The sequence below is a fragment of the Euryhalocaulis caribicus genome (assembly GCF_000412185.1).
Taxonomy (GTDB): domain Bacteria; phylum Pseudomonadota; class Alphaproteobacteria; order Caulobacterales; family Maricaulaceae; genus Euryhalocaulis; species Euryhalocaulis caribicus.
In genome coordinates this window covers 25,120-47,478 of the sequence record NZ_ASJA01000005.1, presented here as the reverse complement: position 1 = coordinate 47,478, position 22,359 = coordinate 25,120, and the positions used below count along the sequence as shown (strand labels likewise).

20 protein-coding genes and 1 pseudogene are annotated in these 22,359 nt (G+C 56.4%); 4 read left to right on the top strand and 17 right to left on the bottom strand.

Going from position 1 to position 22,359, the window contains the following annotated elements; genetic code table 11:
- Nucleotides 1–222 precede the first annotated feature (222 nt).
- Nucleotides 223–969 (top strand): hypothetical protein, encoded by a 747-nt coding sequence (locus tag L338_RS05620; protein WP_022697393.1) that lies wholly within the window; start codon nucleotides 223–225, stop codon nucleotides 967–969.
- Nucleotides 970–1,253: 284 nt separating this feature from the next.
- Here L338_RS05620 and L338_RS17565 read toward each other — a convergent pair whose 3' ends face one another.
- The 8 genes and pseudogenes from L338_RS17565 to L338_RS05585 all read right to left on the bottom strand — a co-directional run bounded on the left by L338_RS17565 (nucleotide 1,254) and on the right by L338_RS05585 (nucleotide 9,642).
- Nucleotides 1,254–1,715: a protein-disulfide reductase DsbD domain-containing protein gene (locus L338_RS17565; protein WP_022697392.1), complete on the bottom strand. Its 462-nt coding sequence runs from the start codon at nucleotides 1,713–1,715 to the stop codon at nucleotides 1,254–1,256.
- A gap of 13 nt (nucleotides 1,716–1,728) precedes the next feature.
- Entirely contained in the window at nucleotides 1,729–3,189 is a 1,461-nt protein-coding gene (locus L338_RS17560; RefSeq protein ID WP_022697391.1) for a thioredoxin family protein, read from the bottom strand.
- A 45-nt stretch (nucleotides 3,190–3,234) separates the two neighbouring features.
- Nucleotides 3,235–5,970, bottom strand: a complete 2,736-nt coding sequence (locus L338_RS05605; protein ID WP_081639487.1) for a TonB-dependent receptor — start codon at nucleotides 5,968–5,970, stop codon at nucleotides 3,235–3,237.
- Nucleotides 5,971–6,114: 144 nt separating this feature from the next.
- A complete protein-coding gene (locus L338_RS16425) occupies nucleotides 6,115–7,131 on the bottom strand; it encodes a FecR family protein (protein WP_161624602.1) in 1,017 nt (338 codons plus the stop codon).
- Between the two features lie 33 nt (nucleotides 7,132–7,164).
- Nucleotides 7,165–7,710 carry an RNA polymerase sigma factor gene (locus tag L338_RS05595; RefSeq protein ID WP_161624601.1) on the bottom strand — a complete coding sequence of 182 codons (546 nt, stop codon included), beginning with the start codon at nucleotides 7,708–7,710 and terminating at the stop codon, nucleotides 7,165–7,167.
- A 472-nt stretch (nucleotides 7,711–8,182) separates the two neighbouring features.
- Nucleotides 8,183–8,404, bottom strand: a complete 222-nt coding sequence (locus L338_RS16945; protein WP_081639485.1) for an amidohydrolase family protein — start codon at nucleotides 8,402–8,404, stop codon at nucleotides 8,183–8,185.
- A gap of 57 nt (nucleotides 8,405–8,461) precedes the next feature.
- A pseudogene (locus L338_RS18190) lies at nucleotides 8,462–9,134 on the bottom strand (IS6 family transposase).
- A 109-nt stretch (nucleotides 9,135–9,243) separates the two neighbouring features.
- Entirely contained in the window at nucleotides 9,244–9,642 is a 399-nt protein-coding gene (locus L338_RS05585) for a GreA/GreB family elongation factor (RefSeq protein ID WP_022697387.1), read from the bottom strand.
- A gap of 320 nt (nucleotides 9,643–9,962) precedes the next feature.
- Between L338_RS05585 and fdxA the strand changes: the two genes are divergently transcribed.
- Nucleotides 9,963–10,304, top strand: coding sequence for a ferredoxin FdxA (gene fdxA / locus L338_RS05580; protein ID WP_022696366.1), 342 nt, complete (start codon nucleotides 9,963–9,965; stop codon nucleotides 10,302–10,304).
- A gap of 147 nt (nucleotides 10,305–10,451) precedes the next feature.
- Here fdxA and L338_RS16940 read toward each other — a convergent pair whose 3' ends face one another.
- Nucleotides 10,452–10,847 carry an RrF2 family transcriptional regulator gene (locus L338_RS16940; protein ID WP_241762232.1) on the bottom strand — a complete coding sequence of 132 codons (396 nt, stop codon included), beginning with the start codon at nucleotides 10,845–10,847 and terminating at the stop codon, nucleotides 10,452–10,454.
- Nucleotides 10,848–10,871: 24 nt separating this feature from the next.
- Here L338_RS16940 and L338_RS05575 point away from each other — a divergent pair, with 24 nt between their 5' ends.
- A complete protein-coding gene (locus L338_RS05575) occupies nucleotides 10,872–11,429 on the top strand; it encodes a hypothetical protein (protein WP_161624600.1) in 558 nt (185 codons plus the stop codon).
- A gap of 748 nt (nucleotides 11,430–12,177) precedes the next feature.
- Here L338_RS05575 and ccoS read toward each other — a convergent pair.
- The 8 genes from ccoS to L338_RS05540 form a co-directional block, all read right to left on the bottom strand.
- Nucleotides 12,178–12,378, bottom strand: coding sequence for a cbb3-type cytochrome oxidase assembly protein CcoS (gene ccoS / locus L338_RS16935; protein ID WP_081639483.1), 201 nt, complete (start codon nucleotides 12,376–12,378; stop codon nucleotides 12,178–12,180).
- Nucleotides 12,378–14,591, bottom strand: coding sequence for a heavy metal translocating P-type ATPase (locus L338_RS05570; RefSeq protein ID WP_152485825.1), 2,214 nt, complete (start codon nucleotides 14,589–14,591; stop codon nucleotides 12,378–12,380). The genes ccoS and L338_RS05570 overlap by 1 nt, the downstream gene beginning before the upstream one ends.
- A gap of 60 nt (nucleotides 14,592–14,651) precedes the next feature.
- Entirely contained in the window at nucleotides 14,652–15,470 is an 819-nt protein-coding gene (locus tag L338_RS05565; protein ID WP_027068300.1) for a DUF2189 domain-containing protein, read from the bottom strand.
- Between the two features lie 209 nt (nucleotides 15,471–15,679).
- Nucleotides 15,680–16,561 (bottom strand): cytochrome-c oxidase, cbb3-type subunit III, encoded by an 882-nt coding sequence (gene ccoP / locus L338_RS05560; protein WP_022697383.1) that lies wholly within the window; start codon nucleotides 16,559–16,561, stop codon nucleotides 15,680–15,682.
- Complete coding sequence (locus L338_RS05555; RefSeq protein ID WP_022697382.1) at nucleotides 16,552–16,722, bottom strand: CcoQ/FixQ family Cbb3-type cytochrome c oxidase assembly chaperone; 171 nt, start codon at nucleotides 16,720–16,722, stop codon at nucleotides 16,552–16,554. Before L338_RS05555 ends, ccoP begins: the two co-directional genes overlap by 10 nt.
- A 16-nt stretch (nucleotides 16,723–16,738) precedes the next feature.
- The gene (gene ccoO / locus L338_RS05550) at nucleotides 16,739–17,491 is read right to left on the bottom strand and encodes a cytochrome-c oxidase, cbb3-type subunit II (RefSeq protein WP_022697381.1); all 753 of its coding nucleotides are present in this window, start codon (nucleotides 17,489–17,491) and stop codon (nucleotides 16,739–16,741) included.
- 5 nt (nucleotides 17,492–17,496) lie between these two features.
- Entirely contained in the window at nucleotides 17,497–19,140 is a 1,644-nt protein-coding gene (gene ccoN, locus L338_RS05545; protein ID WP_022697380.1) for a cytochrome-c oxidase, cbb3-type subunit I, read from the bottom strand.
- A 204-nt stretch (nucleotides 19,141–19,344) separates the two neighbouring features.
- Nucleotides 19,345–20,571, bottom strand: coding sequence for an NnrS family protein (locus L338_RS05540; RefSeq protein ID WP_206740790.1), 1,227 nt, complete (start codon nucleotides 20,569–20,571; stop codon nucleotides 19,345–19,347).
- 685 nt (nucleotides 20,572–21,256) lie between these two features.
- Between L338_RS05540 and L338_RS05535 the strand changes: the two genes are divergently transcribed.
- Complete coding sequence (locus tag L338_RS05535) at nucleotides 21,257–22,357, top strand: PAS domain-containing sensor histidine kinase (RefSeq protein WP_022697377.1); 1,101 nt, start codon at nucleotides 21,257–21,259, stop codon at nucleotides 22,355–22,357.
- Nucleotides 22,358–22,359 lie beyond the last annotated feature (2 nt).

Genomic DNA, 22,359 nt, shown 5'->3' with positions numbered 1-22,359 from the left:
GAGCGATGGCGGTGCTTTCAGTCTGATGCGAACCGGTCTCCGTAGAGCCAAGGAAGCACCCGCCCCTGTCCAGCCAGAAGCTGGCCATTCGAGGGTGTCCAATACTTTGTCTGCCCGCTAAAATCCTGTCAGCTTAGCGCGGCCGAACTTTCTGCCGAGTCGTCCGACTCGTTTCGGAGGTCGGTTCGTCCAATATAAATCCAAGCGCGACGGGGGTAGGAAATGACCACGAAGAGTGCCGACCCCAAATTCGCCACCCTGCCGATTGATGCATTGGCTGAAGACCTGTTCGGTCTCAATCTGAGGGGGCTGCGGTCAGTGCGGGTGCTCTGGGTCCGCCCGAAACGCTATTTTTCAGCCGCCAGGACGCTCGACTGGAACGACACATATACGCCGTCGATCCGACTCTGGCTTTCCTTCTTCGCGCTGTATTCCTTGCTGCAGGTTTGGTGGATTGGCGAGAATGCCGGCATGATCAGCGCTTATGCCGCAGGCTTCGCCCAAGCCGGTTTGCTCCTGCCCGAAGGCATGACCTATGAAGACGTCGGCAAGGAGACTGTACTGTGGGTCTTCGGGCTCGTGCCTGTTCTTCACATCGTCAGCATGGTCGCGCTGTCGCTGGTCTATCCATTCTGGGGAGAGCCCACGACAACAGCGCTCCGGCAGCGCTACCTGTTTGCGACGATTGTGCCGAGCGCAAGCTTGATGCCGGTCTTCATGACAATAATGCTGTTCGTACCGGGCGACTGGCTTGTGGGATATGGCGTCGTGATCGCAATGGTCTCGTTCCTTATACACTTCCAAACCGGCTATCGCGGAGCGTATGCAGGCGTGTCGGGACTTTCCAAAGTGTGGCGCGCCGGGCTGCTCGCTGTGATCGTTGTCGCTTTGAATACTGCCTGCAGCATCGTGGCCCAGATTGCTGGTATTCTCGTAACCTCCCAGAAATACGGAGTAGTTACAGGCTGAACCCTTGCCTGAGTGGCTCTTGGTCCGCGATTCTGGGAATGCGAACCGGTCTCCGTAGAGCCGAGTTATCGACCTGAGACCGCACCGAGCTGAGCCATTCGGCAAAGACAGCGGCGCGATCTACTTTTAGCGTTGAGCGGCGAAGGCATCACCGCCAACCAGATCACCTCAAGTGGTGTATTGAATGGCAGAATCGGTTGGCCATTCGGAGACGGTATTGATGTCACGGGCACGGCTCAAACCGGTTTCCTCTGGCATACCCATTTCTGCTAGCTCCGCCGTCCTCACTCCACCTCGATCACGAGAGCGAGCTTGTCGCGCTGCGGCGGGAGGCAGAGGGTCGGCTTGCAGAACTGGTACTGAACTTGCCCTTGCAATCTGTATGTGCCCGGCATGGCGTCCGCGCCGGCCCTTACCTTGATCCGGGCCGTTGCCTGCGGTCCCTCATACACTTCGTACCGGCCCATATTGACCGGGCGCGGGTAGTCAGGCTGTGAGACAGCAAAACCCTCGGGCGCATCGAGAGAGACGGCGAGACCAACCACGCCGATTGCGTCGTTGAGTGAAGACGGCGCATACATCTGCCAGGGCGAATTGATATCGAAGACAAGTTCCAGGCTGGCGATCTCGCCGGGAGCCATCCTATCCGGCGCCTCGATGCGCCAGCCGCCGGGATCTTCCGGGGCGGCGGCCGCACTCTGGAAAACTGCGAACAGGCAAGCCAGGGCCGTTTTTAATCGTGTCATGGCAAGCCCCTCTTCAAAGCTTTTCACGAAGCGATGAGAGCGCTTCCTCATAGTCGGCGAGCGCGTCCTGGTTGGCGGCGAAGCGGACTTTTGAAACGGCTTCCTCATAGAGAGATATGGCATCGGGGTAGTTCGCCATGGCCGCATAGACCGCGCCCTTGCTGGCCAGGGCCTCCGCCTCCATCGTCTCATCGAACGCCTCGGCATAGGCACGGTCGGCAGACCACAGGAGCAGCCCGTAATCCGGCGTTTCCTGGTAGCGAAGCCCGTCTTCGACATAGCGAACCCAATTCACCCGCGGCGCTTCCTTGGTGAGGACCGATTTCAGGAAATTACTTGCTATTTCATCGTCGACGCCCGCCCACTGCCTGAACTGTAAGAAGGCAAGTTCAGCCTCGTAACGCCGGCGGTCCAGGATATCGCCCTCAGCCTCGCTTATGGCCAAAGCCTTCTTCAAAACTTCGGCGGCCTTCTCTATGTCGCGCTTGTCGTCAGGCTGCTGCGCATCGTGGCGTGCGAGATAGATCTTCGCCTTCCAAGACAAAAGCGAGGCCACGGCCAGGTCCCACCTGGCGCGAGCAATCGCCTTGTCAGCCGTTCTGAGTGACAGCGCAAAATTCGGCTCCTCCGGGAAGAGATAGGTCATCGGCACGAGATGATCCCAATCGAACCCTTCCGGATCCGCCTCGATCAGTTGCTCCAGAAAGCCGTCCGCCGCCTCCTGCTGTCCAGAATCGAGAAGAATCTGGTATTTCATGAAGTAGAGTGAGCTTTCGTGAGGATGGCTGGCGATAAGCTCCTCAGCGATTGCAAGCGCTCCGTCAAAATCCTCTTCCATGGCCGCGGTCCGCGCGGCTCCTTTTTTGGCGTCGTAGGCCTCCTGCTGTTTCAGCGCGGCCTCCGGGTCGAATGTGCCGGCGCGCACTTGCTCCAGCACCGGTTCAAGCCAGGTCGGATCGCCGGTCCAGGCAATTTCGCCATCAATCACCAGATAGGCGCTTGGAAACGCATATATGCCCCATTGGTCGCCCATCTCACGACCAGGTCCGTCAACACCGACAGACATATCTGTGGCGCCTCCCACAGCTTCCAGGAGTGAGCGAACCTTCTCCATCGAGGCGAGCCCCTCGGGGTCGTTTGGCACAGGCAATTCGTGGGCGAAGACATTCACGATCGGAACATCCTGTCCGTATGCCTGCGACAGCTCGCCGAGATAAGGCAGCGACTTACGGCAGGAAGGGCAGGCCGTGATGTGGAATACGACCACGTAGGGCGTATCCGGATTCGCCGTATCGACCGCAGGCCCGCTTGCCCATCGGTCAATCGACAAGGGCGGGGCCTCATCCCCCACCGCCAGAGGCGCCCGCATCTCATTGCCGGACACACTGTCCTGCGCCAGGGCCGGAGCGCTCAGGGGCGCCGCCAGGACCAAGGCAACGGCAATCGCGGCAAACATAAATCCGCGTGTTTTCATGAGTTATCCTCCTGGTATCCGGTCATGTGGGGCAACACGCCAGCCTCACCATTCCTTGGTGAGACTGACCCTGAACACACGGCCGAAGGGATCATGATTGCTGGCATCGTAATTTGTCCCGGCCAGCGTCACGGCAAACCGGTCGTCAAAGGACCTGACGAATGGCGGGTCCTCATTAAAAAGATTCTGGACGTTGAACCCGAGGCGGGTCCCCTCCAGGACGCCCCCGCCCTCCGTGGAAAAGCTGTAGGACGCCACCAGGTCGAGCGTGGTCCAGCTGTCGATCTTCTCCACTGGCGAAACAGAAGTATTCTTGTAGCTGTCGACGTAGTTGAGGATCAGACGTCCCGACCAGCCGTTCCGCGTCAGACCGGCATAGGCCCGCCCCCGCAGGTCGACAGGATAGGTAATCGTGTCGGCGCGCGCGACGACGGGCGATCCGGCCGTGGCCTGTTGATCATTCTTGAAGATGAAGGTCGCGTTCAAACCGACATCAAAATCGGTTTCTCCGACAGCGCCCCTGTACTCGGCCGACAGGTCCATGCCGGACGTTTCCTGGGAGGCGATATTTCTCAGCCCGTTGCGGATGACATATGTCACGTCGGCGGCGATGGCCTCGGCGTCCGGTGTAGGCGTATAGGTCATGTCCCGGTAGTCGAAGACGCCAAGGGAATCAGACAGGAAGTCCAGGATCTCCTGATCATTGACCTTGGGACTGATCAGCTCGGCATAACCTTCCGGGTCGGCCGCAATCTCTTGTTCCTGAGGCGCCAGGGCGATCCGGTCAGTATAGTCGATATGGAAATAGGTTCCCGATAGTGAAAAGCCTTCAAAATAAGACGATTGATAGTCGAATCCGGCCGTGAAGGCTGTCGAGGTTTCGGGGTCGAGATCCGGATTCATGTATTCCCCGGCAACGAAATAGACAGTCGAGCGGTCCGGTGAGAATGGGTCGGGAAATTCGCCCGCAGCCGAGGTTACAGGCAGGATGGCATAGCCCTGCGGCGCATCGACCAACTGGGGCAGTTCCGGCGCCCTGAAGGCCTCCCCCCAGGTTGTCCGCAGCGAGAAATCGTCATTCAAGCGCCAGAAGACCCCGACTTTCGGATCGAAGCTTTCGCCGAAATCGGACGTATCGGTATACCGTCCGGAAAGGTTGACCTCGAGCGCCTGGACTAGCGGCAAGGCCTGTCCGTCGCCGATGACCGGAATGAGCAGTTCGCCGAAGGCGTAGGTCGTGTCCCTGTCCAAATTCATTCTGGCGAGCGACATATCCTGCTTCAGGTACCCGCCGCCGAGCGCGAAAAGAAAATCCCGGTTCGCGAAGCGAAGCAGCGTTCCATCAAGCTTTCCGGTGATGTCGAGGGAATCGAAGACTTGCTTGCTTGCAAATTCAGAAAAGCCAGAATTCGTACTCTGAGCGATTTGCAGCGTGTCCTTGTTCGACCCATAGGTGCCGACCAGTTCGAATCTGATGTCCTTCAGAATATCGGCCTGGAAACCAAGCGTGCCGACGACCTGCTGAGTATCCCCATGCGTGACATAATCCGTCCCCGGCGTATCGCTGGCCATCGACTTGGTGTTCCGGTTGGAAACCAGAGCATCGGCAAACAGTTCAATGCGGTCGGTGATATCCTGATGCGCCGAGACAAAAGCTGAATAACGCTGATCCAGCGGCGCGAGGGTGGTCTCATCCAAATCATTGAAATCGACATCAGCGGCGTTGAAGGGGCTGGATGAGCGCGCCGAAAGCGAGGCGACTACCCCACCGCTATCCCAGCTTGCGCCAAGCGTCTGATCAAGCTGGCTGGAGACGTAACCACCCTCTCCGCGCACGGCAAAATTGGCGGATGTTAGTGCACCCTCATAGTCATCGCGCAGGACGAAGTTCACCACCCCGCCTACGGCGTCCGCGCCGTAAATGGACGAGGCGCCATCGGTAAGCACCTCCACCCTTTCAACGGCCCCGAGCGGCACAAGGGACACGTCCGCGGCGCGGCCCACATTGGCAAGCGGCAGACGGCGGCCATTGATCAGGCTGAGAGTCGCCCCGGCGCCAAGGCCGCGCAGGTCTGGCGCGTTGATATTCCGCGCGTTGGGAACACGCGTCACGGTATTGGCGCTGAGCGAAGTGGTGGAATTGATATTTTGTGGAATGGCCGAAAGAAGCCCCTCCACGTTCGAAATGCCAAGCCGCTCGAAATCATCCCGGTCATAGATGTCGAGTGGGGAGCTATTGGGGATGACGCCCCGGATACTCGTGCCAGTGACAATGATAGTGTCGCGGCCATTGGCCACGCCATCATCGCCTTCCTCTTGATCCTTGTCGCTGACCGGAAGACCGGCTGCCGTTGCCTGCCCCTCAGCGTCCTGGTTCATCCGGGCGAGGCGAAAAGGGACGTCACGCCGCGCCTTCTTTGCTGGAGGCGTCTTTGGCGCCGCAACCGTGCCCACCAGTATGGTGCCCAGCTCATTGGTGCGGGAGTCCAGCCCGCTTCCGTCCAGCAGCGCGACAAGCGCCTCATCCGGAGTATATGCGCCATCGATCGGCGTCGCCGTCTTGCCGGCGGTTTCCGCCTCGACAAAAATAATCTCCTGCCCGCTCTGGATAGCGAACTCGTTCAGCGCATCACCCAGATCGTCCGCTTCAATATTGAAGCTTACCTCCGCCGGTTGCGCGTTCGCCATCGCCCCCGCAAGCGCGAACCACGCCACACCGGCGAGCGCAGCGCTCCGGCAGTGACGGTTTTTTCCAATTTTCGTGGACCGTGTCGGATTCATGTCTCCCCCTCGCAATACCTTGTCGCAAATTCAGGCCGAGCCTGTTTGCAGCCCTTCCGATAAGACAGACGAAAGCCGGAGAGACTTCCTCACGGATTTTTCAAAATAAATTTTTCGCTTGGCTCCGAATGCAGCCGCTCTGCGCTATTCGCGCCACGTCAATTCGGTCTCGCCGCCGGGCGTCTTGCGGGCCTCGATGCTGTGCACACTCGTGACGGCCAGAACAAAAGATTCCAGCCGGCCGACATTGAAAACTCCGCTCACCGTAATCTCTTCAAGACGCGGATCATCAACCAGCTGTAGCTTTGAAGTCGTATAGCGGTTGACCTCCGCGACCGCCTCGGCCAGCGGTTCGCCCCGGAATATGAGCCGGCCGTTTCGCCAGCTTGTCGCATCCTCGACATCCGCAGGTCTGATCTTGCGCCCCTCAGTGGTGCTGGCGACCAGCCTCTCCCCAGCAGACATTTCTATCCGCTTTTCAGGAACCTGCTCCAGAACCGTCTTCGATGGCAGTGGCTCGACTTCATCAACCGCAACGCGGCCTTCAACAAGCACGACGCTGATTTCCGCCTGTGTATCGAACCGTACATCGAAACGAGTTCCGATCGCTGTGATCTGCTGGTTGCCAGCCTTTACGACGAACGGCCGCGAGGCATCCTTGGCGACCTCGAAGAAAGCCTGTCCATTCTCCAGCTCTACAGCCCGACGGTCCTCCGCGAAGCCAACCCTGATGCGCGAATTCGTATTCAGCGTGACAACCGACCCGTCCGGCAACGTCACCGTGGAACGCTCGCCGACTGCTGTTTCGTACATGGTCTGCGCCATCATGGTCGAGTCGGGGGCCGGGGCGACGCCCACCCCTGTGAGCAAATGCGCGGACAGGCCCGCGACCAGGAGAACCGCAGCAGCAAGACCGGCCGCAAGCCAGCGCCGCGGCGCTGGCTGTTTCGGGGCGGTTTCCTCAAGAACCTGCCGGCTCATCGCCTCAAGTTCGGGATGTCCCATATGTCTGTCGACGGTCCGCAAGGCCCGTTCGGTTCGTTCAAAAATGGCCGCGCGCGCCGGATGCTCATCACGCCAGGCTATAAAAGCCGCACGGTCAGCCGGGCCGCAATCTTCCGAGGCGAGCCGCATCGCCCAATAGGCTGCGGTTTCCTTCACCGCCCGTTCGGAATGGGGGGTATCATCTTTCATTCACTGGTCTCCCAACCAGTCGGCCAGATGAGCGATCGACTTCATCATCTCCTTCTCGACGAGGCTGACAGAGATGCCGAGCCGCTTTGCCACCTCTTTCTGAGACATGCCCTCGAAACGCCGAAGAAAGAACACATGCCGGGTACGTTTGTCTAAAGCCTTCAGGGCTTCCAGCACCTGGCTTATCGCTTCCCTGCCTTCATAGACGCGGTCGGGAGAAATTTCCTCACCGCCATGTCTGGGATCCTCATATTCAACATGGGCATTGTGAGCGCGGCTTTTCATTCTGCGTCCGTGGTCCTTCCAGACCGATGACGCCGTCCGCATCAGATAGGCCTCGGCGTTTTCGATCGGCGTTGCCGCCGCGCGTCCGGACAGGCGCACGAACACGTCCTGAGCCAGATCTTCCGCGATATCCGGAAGCGCTCCACACCGCAAGAAATAGCGTATCAGTATCTTTGAATAGCGCCGGTTCAGCTCGGCGAGTTTATCCTGCGTCAGCAGGCCGCCAACCGCCGCGCTTTCCAAACCCTTGTTGCTGCCCACCGTCCGACCCCTGTGACCCGTCACACAAGTGAGGTCCCATCGCCACGCCTTGTCAAGGAAACCGTCGATCGGGCGGATGCCGTCGGTCTGATGCGTACTGGTCTGCGTAAAGAAAGGATGCCTCCGGCCCTATCCAGCCAGAAACTGAGGCCATTCAGAGAAAGCGGCGCCTCTTCGTGATTTGAAGCTATGGCGGCGGTTGATGTGACGATCGACCTCCCGGCGGCCGACATTTCCAATCGCCTTAATCGCCGCAAGAGGAATGATCACTTGCGACGTTTTGAAATAGCGGAGTGGATTTCGGGGTATCCAGTGACTCTAGCCGACCCGGCATACCCGCTCAATCACACGGTTCTCCTGACAATTCCCGGAAACTTCGGCGGGAATTCCATAAATTGTGGGAATGGGAATTTTCCGAGTGACTGGATGGCGGTGCATTCGGTCCTCACTAACAAAGGTCGCGAAATAACCGTCACTCCGCTGTTTCACTTTGTTCGACAACCACCTTTCCGCGCTGCAACACGAAGACCGGATCCAAGACAGTGCGGCTATCGGTTAGGGGATTGCCGGGCACGGCGACGATATCCGCCCGTTTGCCGGGCTCCAATGTTCCGATTTTCTTATCCAGACCCAGTAGTTTCGCCGCCTCCCGCGTTCCGGCCAGAAGGGCGGTTTCCGGTGCTGTCTTGCAAATGCGAGCCGGTCTCCGTAGAGCCCGGAAACTTCGGCCTCAGGCCGCACCGAGTTGCCGTCACCCGGCTAGCGCGGCGGCACGGTATTCCTTGAAGGCTGAGCGGCGGTTGATATGGCGGTCGTGGTTGAAGTGGTTGAAGACGGAGGAGTGGACAGAGGCGAACTTCTGCAGACTTCGCATGCGCCGGAAACGCTGCATGACCCGTTCCCGTTTTCATAATGGAAGATGTGAGTTTTCGGCCCGATTATCTAGCCAGCGGCCCGTCTCATGGTGGCCGTTCAGACCCAGCTCGCAGCGCCGTAAGACCGAAGCTTGTCCGTAACGATCGAGCGCGGCTCACCGTATCGCCTCATCGCCTTGCGCAGAAACCGAAGGCCGCCTCGCGATCCCGCGTCTTCGAGACATAAGCCTCCAGAACCTCGCCCTCGTGATCGACCGCTCTCCAGAGATAGTGCGTTTCACCGCGTATCCTCACGAACATCTCGTCCAGATGCCAACGCCACTGCGGGAAAGATCGCATCTGCTGGGCCCGCTTTCGCCGGATTTCGCTGGCGAACATCGGACCGAACCGATTCCACCAGCAACGGACCGTCTCATGACTGACATCGATGCCGACCTCGTGGAGAATATCCTCCACATTTCGCAGGGACAGCGGAAAGCGGACATACATCATAACCGCAAGGCGGATAACCTCCGGCGATGTCTTGAAGTAGCGGAACGGGTTGGCCATGCGGAGACGCTATTGGCGCCAAGGCCCCGGCTCAAGCCGGTTTCCTCTGACAATGCCTCCAGGATGACTGGCGGCGGACAGAATAAGACTCTACTTCAAATTTGGTCCTTTAAACTTTCATGGGCGCGATCGACAAAATTTCCAGTTGGTGCAGACGATCAGAGTCGTCCACCCATTCAAATCGATCGCCTTCTTTTAGCCCTAGCAACGCCGCGCCAACCGGAGAGAGTACGGAGACCTTGCCCGAATCCGCGTTGGCTTCCTTAGGAAGCGTCAGAAATACGGTTCTTGTTCGACCCGAGGAACGGTCTTTAAAACAGACTTTCGAATTAAGCATGACGAAAACGTCGCCGTTTTCGACCGACACGATCTCTGCTCTATCCAATTCGTCCGCGAAGAGACGGACACCAATCGAATGAGCCTCGTTCGCTGGCACGAGCTTCTCCAGAAGATCGTAATCCCCAGCAGTTACGAATATTTCTGGCTTATGTATTTCCTGGATACCCACGGGTCATGCTCCTTGAGACAGATACGCGCATTCACGCGCTGAGAAATATCCGGTTTGAAAGTAGGTCTGCCCCGATCACGCCGCTAAATGGCGATCGGGGGTCAGTCTCCTGTCAGGAGTAGCCCGAGAGCGTGTCTCGCTTGGACGCGAATTGATTGTATTGCTCGCATATGGCGATGTTCTGCCTCGTTGCAGGCGAAGTCAATCACCACCATTCATTTTGTGCGACGGCATCTGCAGTTGAACCCTAAAATCGATATTTTATATGCTACTTATGGTGCCGTGTTGCCCTGCGTCGCAAAGCGTAGCCCATTTTTCCGATGACCTATATCGTCACTGACGCCTGCATTCGCTGCAAATATACCGACTGTGTCGAAGTCTGCCCCGTCGACTGCTTCTATGAGGGCGAGAACATGCTGGTCATCCATCCCGACGAGTGCATTGATTGCGGCGTGTGCGAGCCGGAATGCCCCGTCGAGGCGATCAAGCCCGACACCGAGGACGACCCGGACAACAAGTGGCTGGAGGTCAACACGGTCTACGCCAATAAATGGCCGAACATCACCGTGCGGAAAGACCCGCCCGAAGACGCCGAGAAGTTCGATACCGAAACCGGAAAATACGAACGTTTGTTCTCTGAAAAGCCCGGAACCGGCGACTAATTCGCTGATTCTCTACGTATGTTTGATGAAGTGAACGTCTAGATCGAAGATATTCAAGCTTTAGTAGCAACGCCCCTTCACAGGTCGCCGGGTTATTCACAAGGGGGCGTACGACCTACGCCGCTCTGCCAATTCAGCGGAGACTCTTTATTCTTTCAGTCCGAGCTGCGCTCGAAGAGCGCGATTGTCTTCAATCAGGTCCCGAAGTGTGAATTTATTGAGTTCGTCTAGAAAGGCCTCCAGCGCATTCGCTAGAATCTTTTGCAATTTGCAAGAAGTCGTAATCGGGCAACAATTGCTGTTTGGCGAAAAGCATTCAACCAAAGCTAGATTTTTTTCAGCACCACGCACCACATCACCGAGCCGAATTTCTCTAGGCTCTTTAGCTAACAGAAATCCCCCGCCCCGACCCCGTGATGCGACTATTAGACCTTCTTTTGCGAGTCGTTGGGCAACCTTCATAAGATGATTCTTTGAAATGCCGTATACGCCGGCCGCCTGATCCAGCGATACTCGGTCGGGACCAGCGGCGGCCAACATCATGAGAAGCCTAAACGCGAAATCAGTGTGACGGGTAAGGTGCATCAGTTTGTCGCTCTAAAACCAGTAATTTATATATATCTTTTTGAGGGCCGACCGGGTATCAATTTTTCAACCTGGTCAAATGACTGCACGACAGAGACAGAAAAAATGACGAGTTCATTGTCACTGATGTTCTTTAGCACGCTGTGGCTGGGGGTCCTGATCGGGGTTTCATTTGTGGCCACCCCAGCAAAGTTTAATGCAGAATCGCTAAGCTTGATTGAAGCTTTAGATGTAGGCCAACACACATTTTCTACGTTCCGTTGGATTGAAGGTTCATTCTGTGCAGCCCTCTTGGCGCATCTGCTTTGGCTCAAAGACATCCGCTTTTTCGCACCGATTGTCCTTGTTCTAGTTAGCTTGGTCGCTGTGCAAGTTTTTGTTTTATTGCCGACGCTTGGTGTGCGTATTGACGCATATCTCAGCGGCACGCCTCCACCTCCGTCGTCAGACCATTTCACATATGCGTTGATTGAGATAGCAAAAGTCGTGGTGTTGGTGGCGCTAATTGTCGCGACCGCAATAAATGTTTCCAAGGATTGAGACGTGATATTGGAGACCTAATCTTGCACTTCTATAGGGGAGAGGCCTCAAGTAAATAATCACAAACTGTACGTAAACGTTGCCCAAAGAAAATAGCACTTATGAATGATTTGCGGTGCTGATCATAATTGCTACTTATCAATTTAATATCATTTTTAAATCTAGCTTTAGGGAGATATAATAATGAGAGGCAGCTTAGCCGTTACAATCATCATGTTAGTTTTATTGACAGCAAGTATTATAGTTGCCACATGGATTTGGACCAGCATCGGAGATGCAGAAATTTCGGCACATGGCTGGGCTGCGTTAACCGCAGGAGCCATTCTGACAGTTGTAATTGGAGGGGGCCTTATGGTCCTCGTTTTTGTCAGCTCACGCCGAGGGTATGATGACGAGGTTCGTTAAAAGATGCGAGCAGCAAGTAATACAACGCGCCAATACTGGGCATGTTTTTAGGAAGCGCTTTATAAAGTTTTCTCTTAAATTTTAGTTTTTATATTCACGCCGCCTTCCCGCCAATCTCGCGTCGTTGGCGCTAAATCAAAATATCTTTACAGCGACAGCATATAAGCTCGTGGTAAGAGCGATGATGCTTGGAATCACCACAGCAGCACCGAAAAACAGCGCCAGCATTCCTGTCGTGTCTCGTGGAGTATTAACACTTTTTAGCATGGGCCTGGGTTCGTTCTGGGCTTTGTGGTCCCAAGTATGCAACGTACGGCGACTGCCAATGTTTCACAGGGGGGGGTCATGTTTTCCGATTGTTTTCGGTGACGGTCGATTCTGACTCATCAATAATTGGGCGATCTTCCTGTTGGTCAAGCAGGACTCGTTCTGCCGCCCCGTCCAAATCTTCGTACTGACCGCTACGCATCGACCAGAGAAAAGCACAGAGGGCGACTGATCCCATACCTAGTGCGATTGGTATTAACCAAACCAGTATGGACACTATGCGGCCTCCGGTGATCGGTATTCACCCTTTTGGAACGCGTTGCCCGATCCGCGAGAACTCTTCCGCTGCTTCGTCAATCTGAGAGCATTTGCGACGACGAGCATAGACGAGAGAGACATGGCGAGGGCCGCCATCAGTGGTGTCACGAAGCCCAACAGAGCGACAGGGATTACTAACAGATTATACAAAACAGCAAGCACCAGGTTTTGACGAATCAGATCACGCGCTTGCCTGGCAACGTCTAGGGCTTCAGGCACGGCCATCAGCGAACTTTCGAAAAAGACGAGATCCGCCGCAGCCCGGCCTATATCAGCCGCGTTGGCCGGAGCCATAGAGACATGGGCGGCGGATAAGGCAGGCGCATCGTTCAACCCATCCCCGACCATGAGAACCTTCTTGCCGGCTCGGACGATTTCCTCAAGCCGAGCAATTTTGTCTTCTGGTAAAAGCCCGGCGCGGTAGGCTGCAATTTCGAGTGAATTGGCCATCGCGTCCACTGTTTTATCGCGATCCCCGGAAAGCATTTCGACCTCGTGCCCCTTGCGACGCAGGGCGTCAATCGCTTCAAAGCTTTGCGGGCGAATTGCATCTGTCGCTGCGAAGAACCCCACTGCAACGCCATCCCGCGACAAAGCCGCACCTGTGGATGCACTAACTTCAGACACATTGCTGGGTGAATTTAGCGCCCACTCCGGTCTACCGAGACGATATAAGTTGCCGGTTACACGCCCCTCGATCCCCTGGCCAGGGTGCTCAACAAACTCTTCGATCTCGACTTGATCAGGTGACGCGTCCAATGCCGCCACCGCGCGCGCCACCGGATGCCGCGATCGCGCCGACAGCGCTATGGCGGCTTGCAAGTCCGCTCCGGCAACACCGCTGTCAGTGATCTGGAGCTCGCCTAAAGTCAGCGTGCCCGTCTTGTCGAAAACGACGGTGTCTACCTCGGCGAGTCGTTCCAGCGCGCTTCCCTCCTTAAGGGCAATGCCCCGCTCGAACAGTCTGCGCGCTGCCATCACCTGAACCATGGGAACGGCCAAGCCAAGAGCGCACGGACAAGTTATTATCAACACTGAAATCGCGACCGTTAACGAATGATGCCAGTCTCCGGTAATCATCATCCAGCTACCGAAAGCCACTGCGGCAAGCGAGTGCACAACGGGCGAATACAAAGCTGCCGCCCGATCCGCGAGCTGTCTATAGCGCGCGCGGCCGCGCTCCGCCTCTTCCATCAGCCGGACCATGCCAGATATGAAAGACCCGCTGTTCGTTCGCGTTACTTTCACCTTCAATAAACCGTTTAGGTTCAACATGCCAGACAGCACCGGTGCCCCCGCGCACACCGAAACCGGCGCCGCCTCGCCATTAACCAGCGCCGTGTCCACATCAGCTGCGCCTGACAATACAATCCCGTCCAGTGGAATCCGGTCTCCGGCGGCGACGAGGACGATTTCATCCTCTTCTATGGTTTCGATGGGTACGCGCTGCTGTCCTCCAGCTCGCAAGACCATGGCAAGGCGGGGCGTCAATCGGGCAAGTCCCAATACTGCCGTCCTCGCTTTGCGTCGCATCATGTGGTCGAGAGTGCGTCCGATCAGCAGGATGAATATCAAGGATACGACTGCGTCGAAGTAAGCGTGCGGCCCGTTCCGGAATGTGTCGTGAAGGCTAAGAGCAAGCGTGAGAAGGATGCCGACCGAGATCGGTACATCCATATTGGTTCTGCCGACACGCACGGCGAACCAGGCAGACTGGAAAAAAATGCGCCCTGAATACGCCACGGCTGGTACCGCAAGTAGCGCTGAGATAAGGTGAAAAGCGCGCCGCGTATCTGCTTCCGCGCCAGCCCAAACTGACACAGACAGAAGCATGATATTCATCACTGCAAAGCCTGCTACTGCAGTCGCGCGAACAAGTTTCCCCATCTCAGGATCCGTGTCGGTATCCTCGGCTGAGGAAAGCGTCGCTTTATAGCCGGCCCTTTGGAGCGCCCGAATGAATGGCGGCAGGGGAAGGCTCTTGCGCCACCTCACGCTGACGCGGCGCGTAGAAAGGTTCAGGCGGGCGGAAACGACCCCTTCAAGCTTTGTCAGCGCGCCTTCCACGGATGCGATGCATCCGCCGCAATGCGCCTTGGGAACGGAAAATTCCGTTTGAACAAGGTCATCGTTAAGGGACCTGCTGGCATAGAGGACTTCCTCCCGGGACATTTCCCCCTCGCCTGACGCCGCAAAGCCGGCGTCGGTATCGGCCGCGCAGCAGCTCAATTCCTACTCCTTTCCAGAGGTCACCGTACTGTAAGCGTGCCATGTGGCGTGACCCAGTAAGGGGAAAATAACGATCAGGCCCAGTAGACCCGTACCGATGCAAACGAGAAAAAGAGCCAGAACAGTCGCTCCCCAAATAAACATGGGACTAATGTTATTCCAGACCAGGGCCATGCTCGTACCCATAGCCGTCAGAGCGTCGACACGCCTATCAAGCAGCATGGGGATGGAGAATACGCTGATTGCGAAAGCAAACGCGGCGAAAAGCCCCCCAACTAAAGTCCCGACGAGCAGCATCGCCCAGCCAATGGGCTCCGAGATCAAGAGTGGAAGTACCTGGTCAAGTCCAGGAAACGGACGCACGCCAAAAAAGAGCGCGTAGATGAGAACCGCTGCCCGCATCCACAAAAGCATAAGCAGACACAGAAGAAGTCCGGTGAAGTAGACCTGCGCGCCTGCACGGGGCCTGACAAACAGAATGCTGCGGAGGGTCGATTTACGGCCTTCCTCGATTGCGCGGCTCTTTTCGTAAAGCCCAATCGCCAGAATCGGGGCGACGATCATAAATCCGGCCAGAGCCGGGAACAGGATATAGTCCCGTCCTGTGGCAGCGACCAGCCAGACCAGAGCACTGGAGATGAGGAAAATTCCAAACCCATACGCAAGGCTTTGCGCGGGCTTGGCGGAAAAATCTCTCCATCCGGCGCGCAACCATCGGATGCTGACGCCGAGCGGAAGATGTCGCTGCCAGCGCGGGTCGCGGGTCTCCTCAATGCCCGAGGTTTCACTCAGCAACCCGTAGGAATCGTGCACGTCGCCCATCATAAAAACCTCTCAACAAGCCGATTTCGCCGCTCTGAATGCGCCATCCTCTCCCTTGGCCTCTTTCAAATGAGGGACGCAGTCCGGCTGTGAATTGAACGCGACATAAACGAAGTGGCCATTGGCGGCCACGAACAACAGAAGCGCCGCCGAGACCAAAGCCCACACAAGGAGTTGCGTCCTGCGGACCCTTATTCGTCGACCGCCGTTCATGGATCCTCGACCTGGAGCGAGTTGACATAAAGGGTGAGGATTTTGATTTCAGCTTCGGTAAGACGCTCGTCCCACGTGGGCATGTGACCCTGTCGACCGCCATGGACAGAAGTAACAATGGTCTGGAGGTCGCCCCCATAAATCCAGTATTGATCGGTCAGATTGGGCGCGCCTACCCGCTGACTTCCCCTCGCGTCTTCACCGTGACATGAGGCGCAACTCGACAGGTACACGTTACGTCCCGTTGCGATACGATCAATGTTGTCGGCCGTGGAATAATCTGGATTACTCAACGAGTAGACGTAAGCTGCCGCACTTCGGACCTGGTCGCGATCAAGTATGCCATCCCGTCCAAATGAAGGCATAATCGCGAATTGAGCTTCAGGATGGTCGGTATTGATACCGACCCGCATGGTGTTGGCGATCGCGTCCAGACTGCCCCCCCAGAGCCAGTCTTCATCTGTCAGATCGGGATAATTTGCACGCCCCTTGCCATCGACGCCGTGACATGCAGCACAATTGTCCCCGAATAATTGGTGCCCAGTGCTGTTTACTATCGACATCAGCTGCTCGTCCGCCTGTATCTCTTTGAGAGTGGCCGACTCTATCCGCTCCATCCAAGACGCTCGCTCGGCAGCAGCACGAACAAGCTTTTCTTCGACAATCTCCCGCTGGTCGGTTTCCAGGATTCCTTTTGTAAAAGTGCTCCCCAGCGGCCATGCGGGCAATAGAAACCAACAAATGACAGCAAAAACATGAGTGACAATCAGAAATATCAACACGCCCCGCGGCACAGGCGTATCCAGTTCCTTAATGCCGTTCCATTCATGGCCGGTTGTCTTGCGTCCGCTGACCGGGTCGCGTTCCTCTATTCCCATGGTTCATCGCCTTGGTCGAGAATGCTTTTTTTAGCCTTGTCGAATTTCTTCCGGTTTGACGGCCAGAAAGTGTAGATCAGCACACAGATCGTAAATGCGATGAGGTAAAACAGGCCCCAGCTCTTGGCAAAAGCGACAAGGGATTCGTGATCAATATTCATACTGGCTCCGCCGTTGTCATTCGATGGGCTCCGGAGCCTCTTCCGGCGCGGCGGTGTCTTCGAACGCTGCGTCCGTGAGCCTGCCGAGAACTTGCAGATAAGCCACCAAGGCGTCCATTTCGGTCACGCGTGTCGCGACGCCATCAAACGCTCTGATCTGCGTATCCTCGCCATATCTGTCGACAACGCCCGAAGCGTGTTCACTGTTCGGAGAGGCCTGCCCGTAGGCGTCACGGGAAGCATTCTCGATCATCTCGTCAGTATAGGGCACTCCGACAGCGCGCTGCGCCCTGAGATGCTGGGCCAAGTCGTCCATATCCAGCCCATTCCGCGCCAACCAGGGATAAGCGGGCATGTTCGACTGCGGCACGACTTCGCGCGGGTTCGTCAGATGAGCAACTTGCCAAAAGTCGCTATACTTGCCACCGACGCGCGCGAGATCCGGTCCGGTTCGTTTCGAGCCCCATAGCATGGGGTGGTCATACTGGGACTCGACAGCGAGTGAATAAGGTCCGTAGCGCTCAACCTCATCCCGCAGCGTCCGGACCATCTGGCTATGACAGGCATAACACCCCTCGCGGAGATAGATGTTGCGTCCAGCCAGCTCCAGAGGCGTGTACACGCGCATATCCGGTGCCTCTTCAACAGTCTGATCGATCGTAAAAAGCGGCGCAATTTCGACAATGCCGCCAACACTGGCCGCAGCTATGATCGCAAGCACAAAACCGATCGCCGAACGCTCAAGCTTACGGTGAAATAATTCCGCCATGACCTCTATTCCCCCGGAACCGCGACAGCATCTGAATACGGAACATCGCTCTTGCGAGGAACCGCAAGCGGAGCGGCTTTGATCGTCATCCAGATGTTATATGCCCCGACAATCGTGCCGAGCAGGAACAGTAAGCCTCCGAATGCCCGGGCGATGTAGTAGGGATACATGGCTACAAGTGAATCGAGGAAGGAATACGCAAGCGAACCTTCCTCGGTATAAGTTCGCCACATTAAACCCTGAATAATTCCGGAATTCCACATAGCAAAGACGTAGACGAGAGTGCCGGCAAGCGCGAGCCAGAAGTGAACCTCGACCAATGCGGCGGAATACATGCGTTCTCTTCGCCATAGCGATGGAACCAGTGTGTAGAATGCTCCGAAAGTAATCATGGCCACCCACCCGAGCGCGCCGCCGTGTACATGACCGACCGTCCAGTCTGTGTAGTGAGACAAAGCATTCACGGGCCGTATAGCCATAAACGAACCCTCAAAGGTTGAAAGTCCGTAGAAAACAGCTGCGATCATTATGAAACGTAAGGTCGCGTCATCCCGCACGCGCCCCCAAGCACCATTAAGCGTCATCAATGCGTTGCCCGCCGAAGCCCAGGACGGGACCAAGAGCATGACAGAAAATGTCATGCCCAGTGTCTGAACCCAGTGTGGCAATGCCGTATAGTGCAAATGATGGGAGCCGGCCCACATGTAAAAGAATGTAATGCCCCAGAAACTTAGAATGGAAAGCCGGTAGGAAAAAATCGGCCGCTGCGCCCTCACAGGAAGATAGTAGTACAGCATGCCGAGAAATCCGGCCGTCAAGAAAAACGCAACCGCATTGTGGCCGTACCACCATTGCACCATGGCGTCCTGTACGCCGGCCCATGCCGTATAGCTCTTGGCATGACCAAGCGACACCGGAATCGCGATATTATTGACGACATGAAGGATGGCCACCACGAGAATGAAGGCCATGTAATACCAGTTGGCCACATAAATATGCGGCTCCTTCCGGCGCGCGATCGTTCTTAGATAGAGTACAAAATATGTTACCCACACAATTACGAGAAGTATGTCTGCATACCACTCTGGTTCGGCATATTCCTTTGATTGGGTAATGCCAATGAAATAACCGGTCACCGCCAATATGCAGAAAAGATTGTAGCCCACGAGCACAAACCAGGGAGAGAGTTGATCAGGCAGGCGGGCGCGCGACGTCCGTTGAACCACATGAAAAGAGGTGGCGATCAAGGCGTTGCCGCCAAATCCGAAAATTACCCCTGTTGTGTGGACCGGCCGAAGGCGACCGAAGCTTGACCAGGCCCCCTCAAACGCGAGATTCGGCCAAGCAAGTTGTGACGCAACCCAAACGCCCATGAACATGGCGAAAACCGCCCAAGCCATTGAGAGCACTACCCCGGCTTTGATGGGCTCGTCATAATAGTAAGATAGCCGTTCTTCAGTGGGCTCTGGCTTATAAAGAGCGTCTGCGGTAAAGAAAAAACCGGCGATCCCCACGGCAATGATAATGAACCCGTGCACGCTGAGCGGATCGTTCCCTCCAGCCGCGGCCAGAAAGACGCCAAACGCAAAAATGATGATCGAGATAAAGTTTGCGAACTGACGCTCATTCCTTGTCAAGGTAACGCTCATTATAAAGGGTCTCTTTCAATCGGTTTATTGCTTGATGACGTTAGCGCTTTCGAGGAATTCTAGACGAAAGTCGAACGTCCAAGAAAAATCCACACTGCGCGAACTCCCATCCGTGGCGACTGAACATCTCTAGCTTTCCGTCATCTCACCATGCGGACGCCGCTCCCCGCAAGGCGTTGCTAAAATTGCAATCGACCGGCCCATCTACGCTTGCCGCGGCGTGCTTAGAACGTAACCAAATCGCGCCACGAATCCTGCGAATGCCAGCGCCCAAAGAGCTGCTGAGTACGAGATCACTTGATCATAGTTCTCAGGAACAGTGATTGGTCCGAACGTTCGAACTATCGCGGCAGTCAAGACCAAAATATAGATTGTTACGATCCACCGATCCGCGGTCCGCGCGCGACCGGTATGACCGAGGCTGGCGCGCGTCATCACGGCCAAGGTCATGGTGCCCATCGCACCAGCAGTGAGAGCGTGCAACGCTGCGGAAGGCTGTACATGTTTAGAAGCAAGTATGGCTGCTGCCATCAGGACGAGGGCGGTCGGCAACCAGAAATAGCCGAGATGGAGAATCGTCACGAGCGGCTCGGCGAGCGTGCGCCACCCTTTCCAGCCAGCCAGTCGCCAGAAATGCAGAATTGCGGCGGAGGCCAGCAACCCGGCCGTGACAATGTCGTCCGGCCGGACAAGCCACGCAATGAGACCAGCGACAAGCACAATAAGCGCGATCCAGTCGAAGCGTGTGGAAACAACCGGCAGCGGCGAAAGGCCGGATTGGGCCATCCAGTTGCGCGTGAAGCTCGGTACGATACGCCCCCCGATGATCGAAATCATTATGGTGAGGACAGCGATCGCCGCGTTTTGTGCGAAATGTGGGTCATCACCAGCCAGCAACGCGCCATGGAAGGCAATATTCGCAAGCGCAAGAACTGATGCCAAAAAACAGATCGGCGCGTTTTTCCAGTTTCTACCGATAAGGACCTCTTTCCACGCGAACAAGGCGAGCGCGATCAGAAAAGCCGCATCCACCAGAGCCGCTGCAATGCCCATGGATTCATATACAAGCATGGCTCCACGCCCCGCGCCCCACAGACCGCTCAGAAGCATCAAACGAATACCCAGCACCGGTAACCTACTTGTCCAGTTCGGAATTGCGGTTAGCATGAACCCGGCGACAATCGCCGACAGAAAGCCGAACAGCATTTCGTGCGTATGCCAGTAGAGCGCCGACAAACCGCCGACGTCACCACGTCCCGTCGCGAAAAATAGGGCCCAGATTGGAACAATGATTGCTGACCAGGCTGCGCCGAACAGAAAAAACGGCCGGAATCCGTAACTGAAAAGCGCCGGCCCCGCATATTCACGGCGCTGAGCGAGCGGATCGAACGCCCGCCGACGTCGCTTCAGGAATTTGTCAAACTGCAACAAAATGAATCTCAAACTCTCTATGCAGCCTGCACGGACCTGGCTCGAGTATTTGGTTCATGACTGATCGCTGGACCAAAACTTGAACGGCATTTTCCATGTGTCATCCTGGTCCATGAAACACGTATCGATTGATTTCGGTTTGATTTCGATCAAGGAAGCCGCTGCGACAATCACCCTAGGCGATTGGTGGTGATGAAGACTCTAGATCAATGTCTTGAACGCACCTTCTGGGTCAGTGCCCTATCGGCGTCTGGGGCAGGTGTTTTGATCTCTTGTGGCGCAACGTCTGGTTCAGCCATGTCCGCGCTGTGCTTGTCCACGCCTCAGCTCCAGACAGCCAGCCATTGCGGCCTCTGTTTTGCAGCTGGCGGGCTGATCCTTGGGATAGTGGCCTATCTGTTTTGCGAATCACATTGGCTCAGCCAATCGCCGGTTCGTTAAACTGGTGAGGCGTGCTCACCCTGCAAATGAGCATAAAAGCCGCATGCGCGGCTCCTCCTAGAATTTCGAATTGGTGATCATCGCTTGGCCGTCAATCAAGACAACGTTGTCGTCGACCCGCCACGCCCAGTCACGCAACGTGCTGTCCATCCCGTCTCGATCGACGCGCGTAATAGTGTTTTGAATCGCCCATATTTTGCAGCAAACGTAAAGCGGCGGTGTTAGAATCGGAAATCTGTTCAGAATGACCCGAACCTACGCGCAAGAACAACTACAGGCGCTGGTGCAGACCGCTGTCGACGGCATCATGTCGATCGACCGGCACGGCGTGGTGAACCTGTACAATCCAGCCTGCGAGAAGATCTTCGGATGGACCGAGGCCGAAGTGCTCGGCCACAACGTCTCGATGCTGATGCCGTCACATTATTCGCATCAGCACGATCGCTATATCGACCGCTACCTGAACACTGGCGAGAAACGGATTATCGGCATCGGTCGCGAGGTCGAGGGACTGCGTAACGACGGATCAGTCTTTCCGATGGACCTCAGCGTCGGCGCTTTTACGCACGAGGGCGAGCCGCGCTTTGTCGGAATCGTCCGCGATTTGACCGAGCGCGTCTCGGCCGAGCAGCGCTTGCGCGAGTTGCAGTCCCAGCTGATTCATATGGGCCGGGTCAGCGCCATGGCGGAGATGGGCTCGTCCCTGGCCCATGAGCTGAACCAGCCGCTGACAGCGATTTCCCTGTTTCTCGCCGCGGCGGAACGCTCCCTCGAGAACGACCCGGATAAGGCAAGGGGACTGTTTCAGCGCGTCCAGATCGAGGCGAACCGTGCCGGGGACATCGTCCGCCGGATCCGGCAGATGGTGGAGCAGGGCGACCAGGAAAAATCCTTCATTCCGGTCAGGGACGTGATCGAGGCCGCCGTCGAGCTCTGCAGCGTTTCCGAAGTGGACAGGTCCGCGGAAATCGATACGAGCCGGGCTGATGACGCGGCGGAGATTTTTGCCGACGAAACCCAGATCCGCCAAGTCATGGTCAATCTGATCAAGAATGCGCTGGACGCCACCCACGGTCAGGTCCACCGAAAAATTCGCGTGCGGACAGAAGTCGATGACGAATTCCTGTCCGTCATCGTCGACGATAACGGCCCCGGAATCGATGCGGAGATTGCCGCGCGCCTGTTTTCGCCATTTGTCACCAGCAAGCCGAACGGGCTGGGGATCGGGCTTTCCATCTGCCGCAATATTGCCGAGTCGCACGGCGGCAATCTGGAACTGGCCGACGCTGATGCATCCGATAGTCTTGGCGGCGCGCGATTTAGGCTCAGCCTTCCGGTAAACTGATC